This window comes from Vibrio sp. SCSIO 43140 (assembly GCF_023716585.1).
In the GTDB taxonomy this organism is placed as follows: domain Bacteria; phylum Pseudomonadota; class Gammaproteobacteria; order Enterobacterales; family Vibrionaceae; genus Vibrio; species Vibrio maritimus_B.
On record NZ_CP071851.1, the window covers coordinates 1,615,197 to 1,634,139 of the forward strand.

Annotated in this window: 18 protein-coding genes; 7 read left to right on the forward strand and 11 right to left on the reverse strand. The window is 47.0% G+C overall.

The genetic code is table 11. The features are described from left to right. Positions 1-42: 42 nt before the first annotated feature. Both J4N45_RS25675 and hcp read right to left on the reverse strand, forming a co-directional pair. Positions 43-1,062 (reverse strand): FAD-binding oxidoreductase, encoded by a 1,020-nt coding sequence (locus J4N45_RS25675; RefSeq protein WP_252015452.1) that lies wholly within the window; start codon positions 1,060-1,062, stop codon positions 43-45. 59 nt (positions 1,063-1,121) lie between these two features. Further along, positions 1,122-2,783 (reverse strand): hydroxylamine reductase, encoded by a 1,662-nt coding sequence (hcp, locus tag J4N45_RS25680; RefSeq protein ID WP_252015455.1) that lies wholly within the window; start codon positions 2,781-2,783, stop codon positions 1,122-1,124. Between the two features lie 315 nt (positions 2,784-3,098). On the opposite strand from hcp, the gene J4N45_RS25685 reads away from it, so the two are divergent. The 4 genes from J4N45_RS25685 (at position 3,099) to J4N45_RS25700 (ending at position 6,434) form a co-directional block, all read left to right on the forward strand. Further along, complete coding sequence (locus tag J4N45_RS25685) at positions 3,099-3,821, forward strand: amino acid ABC transporter ATP-binding protein (protein ID WP_252015457.1); 723 nt, start codon at positions 3,099-3,101, stop codon at positions 3,819-3,821. Then, positions 3,821-4,615: an amino acid ABC transporter permease gene (locus J4N45_RS25690; RefSeq protein ID WP_252015459.1), complete on the forward strand. Its 795-nt coding sequence runs from the start codon at positions 3,821-3,823 to the stop codon at positions 4,613-4,615. Before J4N45_RS25685 ends, J4N45_RS25690 begins: the two co-directional genes overlap by 1 nt. A gap of 71 nt (positions 4,616-4,686) precedes the next feature. Beyond that, positions 4,687-5,511, forward strand: coding sequence for a transporter substrate-binding domain-containing protein (locus J4N45_RS25695; RefSeq protein ID WP_252015461.1), 825 nt, complete (start codon positions 4,687-4,689; stop codon positions 5,509-5,511). A gap of 29 nt (positions 5,512-5,540) precedes the next feature. Continuing rightward, a complete protein-coding gene (locus J4N45_RS25700) occupies positions 5,541-6,434 on the forward strand; it encodes an amino acid ABC transporter permease (protein WP_252017247.1) in 894 nt (297 codons plus the stop codon). Between the two features lie 35 nt (positions 6,435-6,469). Here the strand turns inward: J4N45_RS25700 and cyoE are convergent, their stop codons facing one another. From cyoE to J4N45_RS25720, 4 genes are read right to left on the reverse strand one after another with little or no spacing between them, the layout of a single operon-like run. Next, positions 6,470-7,387 (reverse strand): heme o synthase, encoded by a 918-nt coding sequence (gene cyoE / locus J4N45_RS25705; protein ID WP_234496304.1) that lies wholly within the window; start codon positions 7,385-7,387, stop codon positions 6,470-6,472. Further along, on the reverse strand, positions 7,384-8,550 hold the full coding sequence (locus J4N45_RS25710) for a COX15/CtaA family protein (protein WP_252015463.1): 1,167 nt from the start codon (positions 8,548-8,550) through the stop codon (positions 7,384-7,386). The genes cyoE and J4N45_RS25710 overlap by 4 nt, the downstream gene beginning before the upstream one ends. A 43-nt stretch (positions 8,551-8,593) precedes the next feature. Further along, positions 8,594-9,178: a redox-active disulfide-containing membrane protein gene (locus J4N45_RS25715; RefSeq protein ID WP_252015465.1), complete on the reverse strand. Its 585-nt coding sequence runs from the start codon at positions 9,176-9,178 to the stop codon at positions 8,594-8,596. A gap of 3 nt (positions 9,179-9,181) precedes the next feature. Beyond that, positions 9,182-10,072 carry an SURF1 family protein gene (locus tag J4N45_RS25720; RefSeq protein WP_353505890.1) on the reverse strand — a complete coding sequence of 297 codons (891 nt, stop codon included), beginning with the start codon at positions 10,070-10,072 and terminating at the stop codon, positions 9,182-9,184. Between J4N45_RS25720 and J4N45_RS25725 the strand changes: the two genes are divergently transcribed. After that, positions 10,017-10,241, forward strand: coding sequence for a DUF2909 family protein (locus J4N45_RS25725; protein WP_042469869.1), 225 nt, complete (start codon positions 10,017-10,019; stop codon positions 10,239-10,241). The genes J4N45_RS25720 and J4N45_RS25725 overlap by 56 nt on opposite strands. A 63-nt stretch (positions 10,242-10,304) precedes the next feature. On the opposite strand, the gene J4N45_RS25730 is transcribed toward J4N45_RS25725, so the two are convergent. From J4N45_RS25730 to coxB, 4 genes are read right to left on the reverse strand one after another with little or no spacing between them, the layout of a single operon-like run. Beyond that, positions 10,305-11,186, reverse strand: a complete 882-nt coding sequence (locus tag J4N45_RS25730; RefSeq protein ID WP_252015468.1) for a cytochrome c oxidase subunit 3 — start codon at positions 11,184-11,186, stop codon at positions 10,305-10,307. Beyond that, positions 11,179-11,811, reverse strand: a complete 633-nt coding sequence (locus J4N45_RS25735; RefSeq protein ID WP_252015470.1) for a cytochrome c oxidase assembly protein — start codon at positions 11,809-11,811, stop codon at positions 11,179-11,181. Before J4N45_RS25735 ends, J4N45_RS25730 begins: the two co-directional genes overlap by 8 nt. A 14-nt stretch (positions 11,812-11,825) precedes the next feature. Next, positions 11,826-13,469, reverse strand: a complete 1,644-nt coding sequence (ctaD, locus tag J4N45_RS25740; RefSeq protein ID WP_234497822.1) for a cytochrome c oxidase subunit I — start codon at positions 13,467-13,469, stop codon at positions 11,826-11,828. Further along, on the reverse strand, positions 13,469-14,638 hold the full coding sequence (gene coxB, locus J4N45_RS25745; RefSeq protein ID WP_503057261.1) for a cytochrome c oxidase subunit II: 1,170 nt from the start codon (positions 14,636-14,638) through the stop codon (positions 13,469-13,471). Before coxB ends, ctaD begins: the two co-directional genes overlap by 1 nt. Positions 14,639-15,206: 568 nt before the next feature. On the opposite strand from coxB, the gene J4N45_RS25750 reads away from it, so the two are divergent. Then, positions 15,207-17,285 (forward strand): DUF4962 domain-containing protein, encoded by a 2,079-nt coding sequence (locus J4N45_RS25750; protein WP_252015472.1) that lies wholly within the window; start codon positions 15,207-15,209, stop codon positions 17,283-17,285. Positions 17,286-17,354: 69 nt separating this feature from the next. On the opposite strand, the gene J4N45_RS25755 is transcribed toward J4N45_RS25750, so the two are convergent. Beyond that, the gene (locus tag J4N45_RS25755) at positions 17,355-17,969 is read right to left on the reverse strand and encodes a fumarylacetoacetate hydrolase family protein (protein ID WP_252015474.1); all 615 of its coding nucleotides are present in this window, start codon (positions 17,967-17,969) and stop codon (positions 17,355-17,357) included. Between the two features lie 251 nt (positions 17,970-18,220). Here J4N45_RS25755 and hutC point away from each other — a divergent pair, with 251 nt between their 5' ends. Beyond that, the gene (hutC, locus tag J4N45_RS25760) at positions 18,221-18,931 is read left to right on the forward strand and encodes a histidine utilization transcriptional repressor HutC (RefSeq protein WP_252015476.1); all 711 of its coding nucleotides are present in this window, start codon (positions 18,221-18,223) and stop codon (positions 18,929-18,931) included. Positions 18,932-18,943: the final 12 nt, after the last annotated feature.

The following is an 18,943-nucleotide window of genomic DNA, read 5'->3' on the forward strand; positions in this document are numbered from 1 at the left end:
AGGCGCTTAACTCGCGCCTTTTTAGTCAATCTTAGCCAGCTATTAGTTAAGGCTTACCTCTACATCGGACTTGATAGTACTCGAACATGCCAAAACATAGCCATTCGCTCTATCTTCATCTGACAAGGTTTCAAAGCTTGTAGACTCAACCTGACCAACCTTCACTTTGCACTTACACGAACCACAGATGCCACTTCGGCACGCAGCGATGACAGGCACTCCACCTTTCTCGAGCGCATCGATCAGCAAGCTACCTTCATCAGCTTCCAGTTCCATACCAAAATCTGGCACTGCGACTTTTACCACGCTTTCTCCAACCTCAGCATTCAACTGGGTAGGAGTAAAACTTTCTTGATGGAACTGGGACATATCAAATTGTGCTTCTTCGAGGGCTGATTTGACCGCTTCCATGAAGCCTGTAGGGCCACACAAATAGACGGTACGATCTCGAAAATCCGCCACCAACTTATTAATCCAGTCGAGGCTTATCATGCCTTGTGGAAAGGTCGTCCCAGCATTGTCTTCAAGCAGCATGTTGAGATTAAAATGATCCACCGTTCGGTTTAGCTCAACAAGCCTGTCAAAATAGATGGCGTCTTGCTTACTCTTAGCGAGGTGAAAGAACTCAATATCAATATTTGCATCTTGCTCAAGCCACTGATCAACCATCGACATAATAGGTGTCACACCGCAGCCAGCACTCAGCATCAGCACTTTCTGTTTCGGAACACAATCGACATTATTAAACTGCCCAACCGGTGCTTGCGCATCTACCTTATTTCCCACCGCTAGGTTGTCAACAATGTGGTTAGAGACCAAACCGTTAGGGACACGCTTAACAGTAAACTTAAGACGTTGTTCACCTGGTACTGAGCTGATCGAATAGGCGCGAAACGTCTTGTTTCCATCGATATCAAAACCAAGTGAAGAAAACTGTCCTGCCTTGAAGTCGAACGAATCTTGCTCAGAGTCACTCGATAGCTCGAATGACACCGAGTCTGGTGTCTCAAACCATTTCTTGGTGCAGGTTAGTTGAATTGTCTCTGAATCGGACCATGCCATTTTGCTTCTCCTAATAAAGAAATGACGCCTAGAGGCGTCATTTTTTCCGTCACCTACGTTTACGCTGCCAGAATCGTTTTTAAGTCCTCTGCCACGGTTGTAATACCGCGCATGTCGAACTTATCTTGCAGAATGCCCATTAGGTTATCGGTTAGGAATGCAGGCGCTGTTGGACCGGTATAAATACCTTTCACACCCAGTGCTAACAAGGTCAGTAGAATCACGATCGCCTTTTGCTCGAACCAAGAAAGCACCAGTGTTAGAGGCAGTTCGTTGATATCACAATCGAACTCGTTTGCGAGAGCAAGCGCGAGTTGGATTGCTGAATAAGCATCATTACATTGACCAACATCCAACAGACGCGGGATGCCGTTGATGTCGCCAAACTGATTTTTATTGAAGCGGAATTTACCACAGGCCAAAGTCAAAATAACGCTGTCTTCTGGCGCCTGAGCAGTAAAGTCTGTGTAATAGCTGCGCTCAGATTTGTCACCATCACAACCGCCGACTAGGAAGAAGTGCTTAATCGCGCCCGCTTTCACTTGCTCTACTACTGCTGGAGCTGCTTGCATCAACGCATTACGACCAAAACCAACCGTGATCATGTGCTCGATTTCGTCATGCTGGAAGCCATCTAGAGCTAGCGCGCAGTCGATCACTTGTTTGAAATCATCACCTTCAATGTGAGCAACACCTGGCCAACCTACGATACTACGCGTGAACAAGCGGTCGGCGTATTGGCCGACATTCGGATTGAGCAGGCAGTTGGAGGTCATCACAATCGCACCTGGGAAGTTCGCGAACTCTTTCTGCTGGTTTTGCCAAGCGCTACCATAGTTGCCAACAAGGTGTGGGTATTTTTTCAGCTCAGGATAAGCGTGAGCAGGCAGCATCTCACCATTTGTGTAGACATTAATGCCCAAGCCTTCGGTTTGCTGAAGGATCTTTTCTAAATCATGCAGGTCATGACCAGACACAAGGATACACTTACCTTTAACGGTCTTTACATTCACCTGCGTTGGCTCAGGATGACCGAAGGTGTCAGTTTCACCTTTATCGAGCATCTCCATGATTTTGTAGTTCATCAAACCAATCTGCATTGAGGTATTAAGCAGTGGCTCAAGGTTAACGGGGTCAGTGCCTAGCCAAGCCATGATTTGATGATATTCACCATACACAGCTTCGTCAGTCTGAGACAACACGCGCGCGTGCTCAAGGTATGCCGCCGCGCCTTTTAGACCATATAGGCAAAGTAAGCGCAGACCAATCACATCTTCGTGCAGGCTATTATGACCGCGGTTTACTGCCGCGGTAGGGGCAAACTCTAGTAGTGCTTCTTTTGTTGTTGGCAGCTCAAATTTCGCCGCAGGAGATAGCTCACCGATGGCAATACCTTTGACCAGAGATGCTGCTCGTACTTGCTGCTGAAGGCGAGTTTTATATTCTGCCGCTAGATTAGAGAGCTCAATGATACGCTCTGGGTCGAAGTTAACGTTAGTCAGTGTAGAGAAGAAGGCTCTCGGCGCCCACTGGTCAATCTCTTGGTCAACAATACCAAACTTACGACCTTGGTCAGCCCAGAATGAAACACCCTGCAGGGTATACACTAATACGTCTTGTAGGTCGGAGACTTCTGACGTTTTGCCACACATACCTTGTGTGTATGAACACCCCTTAGAGACAGGGGTTTGAATAGTTTGCTCGCATTGAATACAGAACATAATAAGGACTCCAGTATTTTAAGTCGTGCTTTGGTACTTAGCCAAAGCTGATTATTTCCTGAAGCCCATATAGCATTTCGCATGCCAATTTTTATCTTATTGTTTTTATTGACATTAACATAATAACAACATTAAAAATGTGTCTAATAGACCTCACATAAAATCGATAACTAAAAACACAATCGAGTCAAAATGACTTGGTTGTGAATGTTTTTTGCTATGGTGCACGGAGTATCTACAAAACACATCTGGGTGTTGTGATGGTTTATCTATGTTGCTAATGTATGGAGAGATAACAAAAACAATGGGTTCCACGTGAACGCAGTACAATTTAGCAACGTCAATAAGTGGTTTGGAGACTTCCAAGCCTTGAATTCTATCGAGCTTGAAGTAAAGCAGGGCGAAATCGTCGTCATTTGCGGCCCTTCGGGCTCTGGAAAATCGACGCTCATTCGCTGTATCAACGGGTTGGAAGCGTATAACTCCGGTGACATTCAAGTATTGGGGCATGGGGTTGGCTCTAAGCAGATAAAGCCTGGTCAAGTGGGCATGGTGTTTCAACACTTCAACTTATTTCCACACCTTACTGTGCTCGAAAATCTCTCACTCTCTCCAGTTCGCACTCTCAAGCTCTCAAAACAAGACGCAGAGTCACGTGCAATGGAAATGCTAGAACGTGTGAAAATTGCTGAACAAGCTAACAAGTACCCTTCGCAACTCTCTGGTGGTCAACAACAGCGCGTTGCCATTGCACGTTCACTTTGCATGAAACCGGATATCTTACTGTTTGATGAACCGACATCGGCGCTGGATCCTGAAATGATCAGTGAGGTTCTTAACGTAATGGTTGAACTCGCAGAAGAAGGAATGACCATGCTGTGTGTGACACATGAAATGGGCTTTGCAAAGCGCGTTGCTGATAGTGTGGTATTTATGGATGAGGGACAGATATTGGAATCCGCCCCCCCTAGTCAGATTTTCGACGCGCCGCAGCACCCTCGCACTAAAGCCTTTTTGGAAAAGATCCTCAATCACTGATGCTATTTAGAATACTCAAGCCAGCATTATCGGCATTACTGCAAATCGCACTGGTGGCGTTAGCGTTAGCGTGGCTATTGGACAGCGGAGCCCAGGCAATGGGATATCGTTGGCAATGGGAGCGTGTGCCCGATTACCTCGCCTTTTATGAAGATGGTGAATGGTGGCCAGCGGAGCTTCTCGAAGGTTTGTTAGTTACGATAAAGATCAGTGCCTTGGCCCTGGTCTTTACTCTACTGTTTGGGCTTATCACCGCGCTTCTCAAAACCTCTAACTCTGTCGTTGGTCGTGGGATTGCGCACGCGTATGTCGAGGGAATAAGAAATACTCCACTGCTAGTGCAAATCTACCTGTTGTATTTTGTATTCGGTCCCATCATTGGGCTAGACCGATTCTCAACGGCGGTGTTCGCTCTCGCGCTGTTTCAGGGGGCCTATACCGCAGAAATACTCAGAGCAGGTTTAAATAGCGTTCCAAAAGGTCAGTTTGAGGCTTGTCGCTCAATAGGTTTATCCCGTTTCTATACTTATTTTGATGTCATTCTTCCGCAAGTGGTTCGTCGAACGTTGCCACCTTTGACCAACGAAGTGGTGTCACTCATCAAAAACTCATCCATAGTGAGCGTGATGGCCATATTCGACCTCACAACAGAGGGACGAAATATCGTCGCCGAGACGGCCATGCCATTTGAAATTTGGTTCACGGTCGCGGCTATTTATCTGATGCTAACTTTGACACTTTCTGGTTTCTCCGCGTGGCTTGAGTATCACCTAAGTCAGGAGAAACGAGCCTAACACTAATCAACCATCGTATTCTAAACCTCTGTTATTTAACGTAACTGTATCTATCATCAAGGAGTCTAACTATGAAAGGGAAACTCAAGCACTTAGTCAAGGCCGCCACAACTGCTGCGATTGGCCTCGCAGTATCATTCGGTGTCGCCGCTAGCGACACACCAAACCTAGATAAGATTAATGAACGAGGCACGCTTAGAGTCGGCATGTCCACATTCGTACCTTGGGCTATGAGAGATAAGCAAGGCGAACTTGTAGGCTTCGAGATCGATGTTGCTAAGCGTCTAGCTGAAGATTCTGGCTGGAAGGTAGAGTTCGTACCAACCGCTTGGGACGGTATCATCCCTGCGCTCTTATCACAAAAGTTCGATGTCATCATTGGCGGTATGTCGATCACTCCAGAGCGCTCAAAAAGTGTGTTGTTTACCGAACCATACTCTCACTCAGGTGTACAAGTTGCGGCAAGCAAAGCCCTCGCCGGCGACTTTTCAAAGATTGAAGACTTCGACTCTCGCCGTGTGAAGATTGCTGCTCGCCGAGGTGCCTTTACGGTTCAGGTAGCACGCGAAACATTCCCTAAAGCGAAAGTACTTCAGTTTGATGATGATGCCCAAGCCTTCCAGGAGGTATTAAACGGCAACGCGCACGCGGTTATTGCATCGAGCCCGAAGCCTGAGCATGAAGCGATTAAACACTCAGATGCGCTGTTTATTCCATTCAGCGACCGTCTATCTAAAGGTAACGAAGCCTTTGCCGTGCGACTTGGTGAAGAAGATAAGAAAGCTTTCTTTGATAAGTGGATCCAAGCACGTACCGAGGATGGCTGGTTAAAAGAGCGCTATGAATACTGGTTCTCGACGCTAGATTGGCAAGACCAGATCGCTGGCGGACAATAGAACTTATGAGCGACACCAACTCAATGAAGATGAACAATAGCGCAGTGCCTTCGCCAAAACAGATCAGCAAACGTTGGAGACCCACACTTCTCGACGGCGTCCTGATCATCGCTTTGATATGCGTTGCCGTATGGCTCGCCTATCGTTCATCGATCGGTATTAACTACCATTGGCGCTGGAGCCAAGCATTTGAGTTGGTGTTCACTCCCACCGCCAATGGCGGCTTACCTTATTTCGTTCAAGGCATCATCGCCACGATACGCCTAAGCGTATGGGGAATGGTGCTAGCGGTGACTCTTGGGACCGCGTTGGGTTTAGCAAAACACTCAGCTATCTCTGTTTTCAGTGTACCCGCCAATATATTTATTCAGTTGGTCAGAAATATCCCGCCACTGGTATTTATCTTCATTTTCTATTTCTTTATCTCGAATCAGTTAATTCCATTGCTGGGACTGAGTGATATTTTGAGAGGGTATACGGGTGAGGTTTCTACGTGGCAAGCCTTTCTGTTTGGACCAAGCTCATTGTGGGAGAACCTTCTTTCTGGCGTTATCTGTATCGGTCTGCTTTCATCTGCTTACGTTGCAGAAATTGTAAGAGCAGGGCTATCCGCCATTCCTAAGGGGCAATGGGAGGCAGGAAAATCATTAGGGTTATCTACTTGGTACCAGTATAAAGATGTCGTCGCTCCACAGGTCCTAACAGCCGTGGCACCGGCGCTCGCGGGACAAGCAATTTCTTTAGTAAAAGATACCTCTATCGTTTCTCTGATATCGATTCAAGAAATGACGTTTGTAGGTACTGAAATGGCCAACTCTTCAGGACTTATTTTTGAAATCTGGCTTATCGTTGGCGCTTGTTACTTCCTATTGTGCCTTACCCTATCTTTGCTTTTTAGAAGGTTTGAGACTCAGCAAAGATAAGGTAAAACAAGGCGTTGGAACTGCTCTTTACCTAACTAAATCGCCACGTAGTGATCAACAAGCAATAGAACAAATAGCACCATCAAATGAATGATAGAGAACTTAAACGTCTCCATTGCTGTTTTCTCTGTCGCAGCCACTTTTAACTTCCAAGCATAATAAATAAAGCCAGCGCTTAAGAAGGTGGATCCCGCGAGATAAACAAGCCCAGTCATACCAACAAGTGCAGGCATAAGGCACACTAGTGCCAACAATATGGTGTAAAGCAAAATTGAGGTCTTGGTGTATTCAACACCGTGTGTGACTGGCAGCATTGGAATATCCGCTTTTGCGTAGTCGTCTTTGCGGTGAATAGCCAACGCCCAGAAGTGTGGAGGGGTCCAAATGAAGATGATCATCACCAATAGCCATGCATTCGCATGCAGCTCCCCCGTCACCGCGGTCCAACCTAAGAGCGGTGGCATTGCCCCTGCTATGCCAGCGATCACAATGTTCTGTGGCGTCGCGCGCTTTAAATAAAGTGTGTATACAACGGCATAGCCCAACAAACTCGCGAACGTGAGCCATGCTGTCAGCCAATTTACCCCAAGCGCTAGCACCACAAACCCAAGCACACCGATAGACGTCGCAAAAGCAAAGACCTTTCCGGCGCTGAGATCGCCTGAAGGCAGCGGTCGTTTATGCGTTCGAGCCATTATGGCGTCAATGCGTCTGTCAATAAGGTGATTGAATGCAGCAGCCGAACCCGCCATCAATGCAATACCAGATAGACCGAGCACACTGGCTTGAACGGGCAAAGCTCCCGGTACCGCCAGACACATCCCTACCAATGCCGTTAATATCATCAACGCAACCACTTTTGGCTTGGTCAAGGTAAGATAAACGCGCCAGTTTACGGAGGACTTAACAACAGTGGTATTAGCCGTCGATGCCAAGATATTGGTTTTACTCATAGAGAACTCTCCTTGTCTCCAGATGCCTTAAGCGTTTTTATCGATGTCGTCGCTTCGACAATGGTTAGGTTAGGTTTTTCAGCTCGAATATAACGCGCACTGCGCAGTGCATAATTAGTATGAATAAGACTGAGCAGCAATAGCGCTGCACCTAAGTTATGCAGCACAGCGACCGGAAGTGGTAAGTGGAACACCACATTACTGATGCCAAGCGCTAATTGAATACCAAGAATGACCGCGACAACCATGCCCAACTTGCGAATCGCTTGGTAGGGATAACGGAGTAGCCTAAATGCCAGCATGCCGACAATCAACGCCACAACGATGGCGCCAATGCGATGAGTTACGTGAATCGTCATTCTTGCAGGATATTCCAACACCCCGAATTCGTAGTTATCAAAGCCAAAGTGAACGGGTGTAAACGCGGTTTTGAAGTCCAGATACTGTGTCCAGTTACCTTCACAAATAGGCAGCGCAGTACAGACAACAGCAGCATAATTAGAAGACGTCCAACCGCCTAGAATGATTTGACCAACCGTGACAACCAATGCCAAGAGTGCAAACGCCTTCAATCGAGAGCTAACGATATTTAGAGCTGTTGGTGAGATTGGTCTATCAACTACCTTAGGCTCAAACGACTTACTGGTATTTTCCAAATTCTCTTCTGGTGTATTCTGTCGTCTTATTTCCAATTTAGGTCTTAGCTTCAGATAAGTGAAAAACAAGAGCGAAAACATGGTAAAGCCGCCAATGAGGTGTCCCATAACAACAATTGGCATCAGTTTAAGAGTCACTGTCCACATACCGAGCGCTGCTTGAAAGATAATCACTAGAGAGAGAGCGACGGGTAGTAGCGTTCCTAACTTGTCGCGGCACTTAGCTAAAGCGATACCCGTAATAGCAAACACCATTAACCCTAGACCGCCTGCAAGATAGCGGTGAATCATTTCTAGCCAAGCTTTATAAGGTTCTACGGCTCGCTCTGGATATAGAGTATTTGCAACTTCAACGTCCACTTTAGAGCTCGGCACGGTCAGCTTGCCGTAACACCCTGGCCAATCAGGGCAACCAAGCCCAGCATCTGCCAAACGTGTGTACGCTCCCATGGCAATGACCACAACGGTCAAAACGAGTGCTGCTTTAACTAAGTTCATCAATCCCATAGCGACTCCTTGCTCTGCCTACCGATTCTGCTCTGTTTACTGATCACCCAACTCTTGAAAGCTTCAACAGCTTTCTGAGATCGGAGAGTAGTCCTTTACTGTGCGATACCTGCTCTTCTTTGGTAGCGGGAGGGAAAAACATCACCAACTGACCCAGCGTGTCTGCAATAAGATAGCCCTGCGATGGCAACACGCCCTCAAACGCATCGTTAACGGTTACCACGGTGAGTGTCTCTGGAAGTTCTGGCAGCGTTTGCCCAGGGAGAACATACACAACGGGTGTCACGCGCTCTTTATACTTGCCTAAAGCAAGGTAGGTCTGCCCCATGACGTAAAGTCTGTTCATACAAGCTTCATCACACTTGGCGGGTAGCATGAAACCAAGCTGCCAGCTTTGGCTCTGCAATGGATTATCAATACCCAGAGTTTCAAACGTCATTCGAGGCTCAATCAGCTGACCGTGATTGGTCACGCCCGACTCATACCAGTTGTTGCTCAAAATGGCTTTGGCAATAATGAAAGGCAATGCAAAAAACACCACCAGAGCTATCAAGGTTAAGCGGCCACGTCGCACTGTTTTGGGGTCAACGACGGGCTTGCTGGTCTCCATACCTAGGTTACTACTCATATTTCACCCTCTATTTCCATTTTTTACACGACCTGAAGTGCTGCGCCATCTAACAAAAGCGACCATAACAACCAGCGCGAATACTGCAGCCATCGTGAACCATTGAAACGAATAGCCATAATGCTTTGCCGAGTTCATAGAGATTGGCTTCCAAGGGTGCGGGTAATCGGTCAAATTGTCAGTTGGTTGAATAACCCAAGCTGACAACTCGCCTCCGATTGTTTCCACATCGGCGCCTGTCAAAGCCTGCTCGCTACGCAACGCTTCACTCAGCAATGCCAAATTAAGGTTTTGAATCCGATATAACGAATAGTGTTCGTCAACAAACCGCTCACTGTGCAACTCACTGCCAAGCGGACTATCTATTTTCTTATAGAGTCGCCCTTGAACATCGACTGGCTTTGATATTGGCGTCACAACGGGTAAGTGACGTCTGTCTAATCCACCAGCAATGAAGCCCAGCTCTACCAAAAACCGTTGATTTTGTTGTGACGGAGCAATCATCAATTGATAAACGAGATAACCCACTACGCCATCTAGAGTTTGATTGTCGAGATAATATAGATAAGGACTAGGCACCAAGTAAGCACTTACTGGCAAACCTATCCATTTCAGATAGTTATGCTCACTCTGCTTCGCTAGTGGTAGAGAGAGTGAAGTAATCTCTGCGGCAGGTAACAAAGCACGCTGCGCTAACGTTTCCTCCAACGCAACTTTTTCATCACCGCGTTGATGTTGCCACATTCCTAATTTGACCAATGCTGAAAACACAACCAAAGTTAAAGCTAAACCAATCCAAAACTTCACGGTTTTGAACCAGATAACGCGAGGAGTACCAATGTCGCCCACACTGTTGTTTAAGATTGCTTTAGTACTGCTGTTACTCTTCATCATCTTTAACTTAGCGCTTGCCCTAATTCGAATGGTGCGCGACGACCCTGATTCGGATAAACCCATGAGTTATTATTTGGGTCGTCGTGTTCTGTTCTCCGCGATTGTCATTATTCTTCTCATCATCGCGCTTCAAAGTGGTTTGTTAACGCCTAACCCCCGTCCTTACTAGCTAAAATCTTTAACTAACTAAAATTCTCAGCCCTGCGAAATACCATTCGCAAGGCTCCCATATCTATAAGACGTACACAAAAACAAATAGACACAACCACACCACATCGACAAAGTGCCAATACCAACTGCCCGCTTGAAAACCAAAGTGGTCTTTAGGGGTGAAGTGGTCTTTCGCTATTCGAAATAGAAGGACGATTAAGAACACTGTCCCGATAAATACATGAAGACCATGGAAGCCAGTGAGCATGAAGAAGGTATTGCCGTAGATACCCGATTGGAGGGTTAATCCCATATCCTGATAAGCATGAGCGTATTCGACAGCTTGGTAATATAAGAAAAACGCAGCCAAGACGATGGTGATCTCTAGCCATACAATGAGCGCGGTACGCTTGTTTTTCTCAAGGCTGACGTGCGCCATATGCAGGGTTATCGACGATAGCAGCAGGATGACGGTATTCTGTAGTGGTAATCCCGTCCATGGCATCGCTTCTGTGGTAGTGCCGCCTGGAGTGGTAGTAAGCGGCCAAATCGCCTCAAATGCTGGCCACAGCACCTCATGAGTCATGACATTATTGTCTGCGCCGCCTAACCAAGGGACTGATATCATTCTTGCATAGAACAAAGCACCAAAGAACGCACCAAAAAACATCACTTCAGAGAAGATAAACCAACTCATACCCTGCTTAAATGAGCGCGACAGCTGAGCAGAATAAAGCCCAGACATGGATTCAGAGATAACATTACTCATCCACCCAGAAAACATGTAGATAAGCACCGCCACGCCAAGCGCTAATACGATCCCCCCGATGACGCTGCCTGCACCGCCAGTGTCAAGATGTTGAACGGTTAGTCCCGCCCCAACTGCAACAAAAAACAGCGCTACGGCTCCAACAATGGGCCAACTGCTCTGCGCCGGAACATAATAAGTTTGAGTCTTACTCATAGCTTATCTCCGATGTTGATAGATTCAGTGCGTCGTTACCGCTGTCGACCTGTGCACGAGAAATATCGAGAGTGGCACCTTGGGTCGCTGCACTGCTCGTAATGTTATAAAGGGTGTAAGAGAGGGTCAGAGTATGAATTGACTCTGGAATGTCTGGCTCGATATAAAAGATGAGTGGCATTTCGGCTTCGCCTTTGCCCTCTAACGGCTGATGGTTAAAGCAAAAGCACTCTATTTTATTGAAGTATGTCGCACCGGTACCCGGTGATACAGATGGCACCGCCTGCCCTATTAGTGATTGATTAGATTGGTTCTTAGCCAGATAGGCTGTTTGAATGACTTCACCGGGGTGTACGTCCAAAGAGAGTTTCTCTGGTTTAAACGCCCAAGGCATATCAGGATTAACATGCGCCATAAACTCAACACGAATAGTGCGTGAGATGTCGGCTCGCATGCCTACAGGCTGAACAGCAGATTCGGTATTGGTTTTGCCGTTAATACCAAGCGCCTCACACATAATGTCGTAAAGAGGCACCAAAGCGAAACCAAAGCCAAACATCGCAACTACGGCGACACCCAGCCAGCCCACCAGTTTTCTGTTCGATTTTCTAGTTTCGCTATCCATGGCAATCCACCCTACTAATCAATCTTTGGTGGTGTGGTGAAGGTATGATGAGGTGCAGGGCTCGGTACTGTCCACTCAAGGCCTTCAGCGCGTTCCCAAGGCTTGGCTTCAGCCTTCTGACCACCTTTAATGCACTTGATGACCAACCAAAGGAAAATAAGCTGCGACAAACCAAATGCAAACCCGCCAATAGAGACGATCTGGTTCACATCCGCGAACTGAATTGCGTAGTCTGGAATTCGACGAGGCATGCCAGCCAAGCCTAAAAAGTGCATAGGGAAGAACAGCACATTCACCGAGATAACTGAGCACCAGAAATGCCACAAACTGAGTTTGTGGTCATACATGTTCCCCGTCCACTTAGGCAACCAATAGTAGGCAGCAGCCATGATGGAGAATACGGCACCTGATACCAACACATAATGGAAGTGCGCGACAACAAAGTAAGTGTCATGGTACTGGAAGTCAGCTGGCACTATCGCCAACATCAAGCCCGAGAATCCACCTATGGTGAAAAGTACAATAAAGGCGATGGCAAACAACATCGGCGTTTCAAACGTTAATGCACCGCGCCACATGGTTGCCACCCAGTTGAACACCTTCACGCCCGTTGGTACAGCTATGAGCATGGTGCAATACATGAAGAAGAGCTCAGCAAACACCGGCATTCCGGTCGTGAACATATGGTGTGCCCAAACCAAGAACGAAAGCAGGGCGATACTGCACGTCGCGTACACCATTGAGTGATACCCGAACAGCTTCTTACCACTAAATGCCGGCACAATTGCAGAGATGATGCCAAAGGATGGCAAAATCATGATGTATACCTCAGGGTGTCCGAAGAACCAGAAGATATGCTGGAACATGACTGGGTCACCGCCACCAGCGGCATCGAAGAAGCTGGTGCCGAAGTACTTATCGGTCAGCACCATGGTCACCGCCCCCGCTAGCACAGGCATCACAGCAATCAGTAGGAATGCCGTAATTAACCACGTCCACACAAACAGAGGCATTTTCATCAATGTCATGCCTGGCGCTCGCATGTTGAAAATGGTCACGATCACGTTGATAGCCCCCATGATCGAACTGATACCCATGATATGAACCGAGAATACAAACAGTGCCGTACTATCTGGCGCGTAGGTGGTTGACAGCGGTGCGTAGAAGGTCCAGCCAAAGTTAGGACCACCGCCCGGCATAAACAGTGAAGCAATCAGAATGAGAAACGCAAACGGCAAGATCCAGAAACTTAGGTTGTTCATGCGCGGCAGCGCCATATCCGGAGCACCAATCATTAGCGGCACCATCCAGTTGGCTAAGCCGGTAAATGCAGGCATCACCGCTCCAAATACCATGATGAGACCATGTACCGTCGTCATCTGATTAAAGAAGTTCGGCTCTACAAGCTGCAAACCAGGCTGGAACAATTCGGCGCGAATGACCATCGCCATGGCTCCGCCGGTCAAGAACATAATAAAGCTGAACCAGAGGTAGAGGGTTCCTATATCCTTGTGACTTGTGGAGTATACCCAGCGCTGCCAACCTGAGGGCGCGTGATCATGATGATCGTCTTCTAAGACTGCCGTGCTGTTTGCGCGGCTCATGTCAGCATCGGTCACTGCGGATGCTTTCACTTTTTCCATTGGATCCGTTTTCATCATAACTCCTTGGAGCTAGGCTCCGCTTCCTGAGTTTTGTACGCATTGATGTCTGAGGCTTGAATTACATCTCCGGTGTTATTACCCCAAGCGTTACGCTGATAGGTAATAACAGCTGCGATCTCTTTATCGGTTAGCTGATTGGCAAACGACTGCATCGCTGTTCCAGGCACTCCGTCAACAATCTTGCTGATGTGTGTATCAATAGGACCCGTCGTCGCCACTTCGGCCCCTGCAATAGCAGGGAACGCACCGGGAAGACCTTGTCCGTTCGCTTGGTGACAAACAGAGCAGCGACTTGCATAAATGCTTTCGCCTGTGGTCAAAAGCTCTTCAATAGACAGCGTCGCATCCAACGCTTTGGCCGCTTCGGCTTTGGCTAGCGCCATCTCTTCTCGTTTGCCAGCCAACCATACGTCGTAATCCGCTTGTGTCATGGCTTGAACAACAATGGGCATAAAGCCGTGCGCTTTACCGCAAAGTTCGGCACATTGACCTCGATACACACCTGGCTCATCGATTTTGGTCCAAGCTTCATTAATAAAGCCTGGGATGGTGTCCTTCTTGACCGCAAAGTCAGGCACCCACCATGAATGGATAACATCATCGGAAGTCATTAAGAAACGGATCTTTTTATCGATGGGTACTACCAGCGGGTTATCCACTTCAAGCAGATAGTGTGCCCCCTTCTCTTCTATCCCATCGATCTGTTTTTGCGAGGTAGACATCAACGAAAAGAATTCAACGTCTTCGCCAAAGTACGCGTAATGCCACTTCCACTGCGAACCGGTAATTTTGATCGTGATATCTGATTGAGAGGTATCTTCCATCGCCACTAAAGTTTTGGTCGCAGGAATCGCCATCAATACCAAGATGATGATGGGTATCACGGTCCAAACAACTTCGACTTTAGTACTCTCGTGGAAATTCGCAGGCACAGCACCTTTGGACTTTCTGTGTTTGAAAATGGAGTAAAACATCACCCCAAACACCACAAAGGCGATTGCACAGCAAATGTAAAAGATGAGCATATGCAGGTCATAGACTTGGTTACTGATATCAGTAACACCCCGAGTTAAGTTGTAGTTACTCGACTCGGCGAGGAGAGGTTGGCTGACAAGCGCAGTCGCCAAACCAATCCCAACGTGAATGGTCAGCAATCTCTTCAAAAGATTTCTCCTTTGCCTAGCCACGCCGTTTTTGACGTGGTTCCCCTATGACTTGTACCAAGCACGTCCAGAGAGTGATCAAACAATCTAGGATGGGACAAGTCCGTAATCAAAACCCAACAAGCTGTGATTCGACGACGGTAAACGAAGACCAACTAGGTTTTTTCGACCCTTCACTGGGTCTAAAAAAGTAACGCCAAACTGCACAAGTAAAAGGTCAAGACGAAAACTTAACCACTTACTTATTGAGTCCGGTATCAATAAAATACAACCAGAAACAAATTGTTATATTTTTGTTAACTAAAGGCTAGTTAGAGATTTCCAGATCTGCAAGGATAAAAATAATCGGAGACTTTTTGTGATAAAGGCTTATCGAACACTCTAAAGATTTTGACAAAATGCTAAGTTAGGTTTCTTGTTACAAGTCGATAACGCGACCAAATTTCTTCATTGGTTACACTTCACAAAAACGTAAGAGAATGCGTAGAAGTATTTTATTATTGTATGACAATATGTCATATTATCCGCAATTCCTTTTCGACACATTTGTATCTACAAGAGAGTTCGTATGAGTAACGAGAAATCATTCGACGCAATCAAGAAGATGAAGCTGGAGAACGATACTTCAGCTGGTAACTTGGTTGACCTACTTCCTATTGAAGTTCAAAAGAGAGACTTTGACCTTTCTTTCCTAGACAACCTTTCTGAGGCTCGCCCTCGCTTACTTATCCAATCTGAAGAGTTAGCTGAGTTCAAAGCTAAGGTTAAAGAAGATGAGTCTTACTGCATGTTCGACGACTTCTTCAATAACTCAACGAAGAAGTTCCTAGACACTGCACCATACGCAGAGCCACAGCCATACCCAGAAGAAACGGTAGGTAAAGCCTCTCTATGGCGTCCTTACTGGCGTCAAATGTACGTTGATTGCCAAATGGCACTTAACGCGACTCGTAACTTGTCTATCGCAGGTATCGTAAAAGAAGACGAAGCGCTAATCGCAAAAGCAAAAGCGTGGACTCTTCAACTCGCTACTTACGATCCAGACGGCGTAACATCTCGCGGCTACAACGATGAAGCGGCGTTCCGCGTTATCGCAGCAATGGCTTGGGGTTACGACTGGCTACACGCTCACTTCACAGAAGAAGAGCGCGAAATCGTGCGTGAAGCACTAGTGACGCGTCTAGACGAAATCATGCATCACCTAAAAGTGACGGTTGACCTACTGGCTAACCCACTGAACAGCCACGGTGTTCGTTCAATCTCGTCTGCTATCATTCCGACGTGTATTGCGCTTTATCACGACCATCCTAAAGCAGGCGAATACATCGCTTACGCTCTAGAATACTACGCAGTTCACTACCCACCATGGGGCGGCGAAGACGGCGGTTGGGCTGAAGGTCCTGATTACTGGAACACGCAAACCGCATTCCTAGGTGAAGCATTCGACCTATTGAAAGCGTACACTGGCGTGAATATGTTCAACAAAACGTTCTACGAGAACACAGGTGACTTCCCGCTATACTGCATGCCGGTTCACTCGAAGCGCGCAAGTTTCTGTGACCAGTCATCTATCGGTGACTTCCCAGGTCTTAAACTGGCATACAACATCAAGCATTACGCGGGTGTAAACCAGAAACCAGAGTACGTTTGGTACTACAACCAACTTAAAGGTCGTGATACTGAAGCGCACACTAAATTCTACAACTTCGGTTGGTGGGACTTCGGCTACGACGATCTTCGCTTCAACATCCTATGGGATGCACCAGAAGAGCAAGCTCCGTCTAACGATCCACTGCTAAAAGTGTTCCCAATTACAGGTTGGGCTGCGTTCCACAACCGTATGACTGAGCGCGATGAGCACATCCACATGGTGTTCAAGTGCAGCCCGTTTGGCTCAATCAGCCACTCGCACGGTGACCAAAACGCATTCACACTGCATGCATTTGGTGAAACTCTGGCATCTATCACTGGTTACTACGGTGGCTTCGGCGTAGACATGCACACTAAGTGGCGTCGTCACACGTTCTCTAAGAACCTTCCACTATTTAATGGTAAAGGCCAGTACGGTGAGAACAAGAACACGAACTTCGAAGGTCACCAAGATCGCTTCTGTATCGAAGCAGGTGGTCAAATCACTGATTACGATACAGATTCTGATGTTAAGTTCGTTGAAGGTGATGCAACAGCATCATACAAGTTCTTCACGCCAGACATCGAGTCTTACAAGCGTAAGATCTGGTTTGTGAAAGGCAAAGTGTTCGTAATGCAGGACAAAGCAAGCTTTGGTGAAGAGAAAGACCTGACTTGGCTAATGCACACAACGTTCAACACAGAAACGGCTGAGAAGTCATTCGCTATCCGTGGTGAGAATGCACACCTAGACGTGAGCTTCATCAACGATAGCGCTGACAGCATCACATCTGTGAAAAATGTTGAAGGCTTTGGTGACGTAGACCCATACGAGTACCAAGACCTAGAAATCCACCGTCACGTTGAAGTGGAATTCTCTGCAGCTAAGCAGCACAACGTTCTAACGCTATTGGTTCCAAACAAGAACAACGGCGAGCAAGTTGAAGTGTCTCATAAAGTTGAAGGCAACACGCTTCTTCTGACTGTAGACGGCGAAACAGTGACTATCGAGCTGTAATCGCATTCATACGCAAACACCCCGCAATTAGCGGGGTGTTTTTGTTTCTGGCGTAGCCTAAATCGTTAATTAAACCGCGACCCATTCAACCTCAATAATCGCCTTACCGTCGTGCTTGATGCGGCCAAGGAATCGGTCACCCGCTACAATCTCTCCCACACCCTGTGGTGTACCAGTCATAACCACGTCCCCGTCCTCTAGACTCGTGTAGGAGTTGAGCTCTTGCAAGATGACTTGTGGCTTGTAAAGCATCTGAGGCGTACCGCCCAGCTGCATGCGCATGCTGTTGATAAAAAGCTCCACTTCTAACTTACTAACATCTATGCCTTCAAGAGGGATAAATCGACTGAACTTCGCAGAGTGGTCGAACGCCTTCGCACGCTCCCATGGCAGTCCTTTACCTTTGAGCTTAGATTGCAGAGCGCGTTTGGTAAGATCTAAACCAAAGCCGACGGCATGCAATTGCTTGTCTTTGATAATAAAGCAGATTTCTGCCTCGTAATGGAGAGGTTCATCAAGAAAAGAGTGCAACTCGGTCGCGATACTTGAGTTAGGCTTATTGAAGACCACCATGTTCTCCGGCACTTCATTCCCCAGTTCATGGATGTGTTCGACGTAGTTACGCCCCACACATAGAATCTTTGATGGATAAAACTCTGTTTCTCCGACGACGACCGCTTTCATTTCTTTTCCCTGAATACCACCACTTAACCTGAACCGTTTATTTTAACGGAAGATAAGTGACAGACTTATGATTTAGAAGAAAAAAGTTCAAACTTGAGGCAAAGATCGGCTTTTGCTTACCCTGACCTGAAGCCTTCCATCTGGCGGTAGATTTTAAGGCGTCAATCACACATCAATCGATCGAACGCCTTGCATTTTCCGGCAATTTCCATAACCATTTGTATATTCAAATTGTAAAGCTTGAGCGATTGATGCCTGCAGAACCACTCTATATCCAAATAAAACAGTATATTGAAGACAAGATCGACCAAGGTCATTGGGGGATTGGAGAGCGTATTTCGACAGAAATGGAGCTCACCGAACAGTTCGATGTCAGCCGTATGACGGTTAACAAAGCGATCCGAGATTTGGTGGGTGAAGGCAAACTTGAGCGGCGTCCACGTCTTGGTACCTTTGTGACACGTCCAGTCGAAAAGGCTCAATCACCGTTGCTTGATACAAGAAATATCGCTAACGAAGTCGCGTCACGTGGCAAACAATACTCCAGTGAAGTGCTCCGTCACGAGGCAACACAAGCAGATCAGCACATCGCCACAAAACTCGGCGTGATGTTGGGAAGCTCAGTGTACTACAGTGAAATCCTTCACAAAGAAAACGAGCTACCCATACAGCTTGAGTGCCGCTGGGTGAACGCCAAGTACGCGCCACATTATCATCAGCAAGACTTCACAAAAACGACGCCGAATGAATATCTTACTGCTAATTGCCCTATGACGGCAGTCGAGCATACTGTTGAGGCGATCACCTGTAGCGATCAACTCAGCTCACTGCTGGAAATGAATCCCTCTGAGCCATGCTTGCTTCTTCATCGACGCACTTGGAGTGAAGATAAATTGATTAGTTCAGCACTGCTCTATCATCCAGGCAACCGCTACCAGTTAAGTTCTAAAGTCGAACTCTAAAATCACCAACAA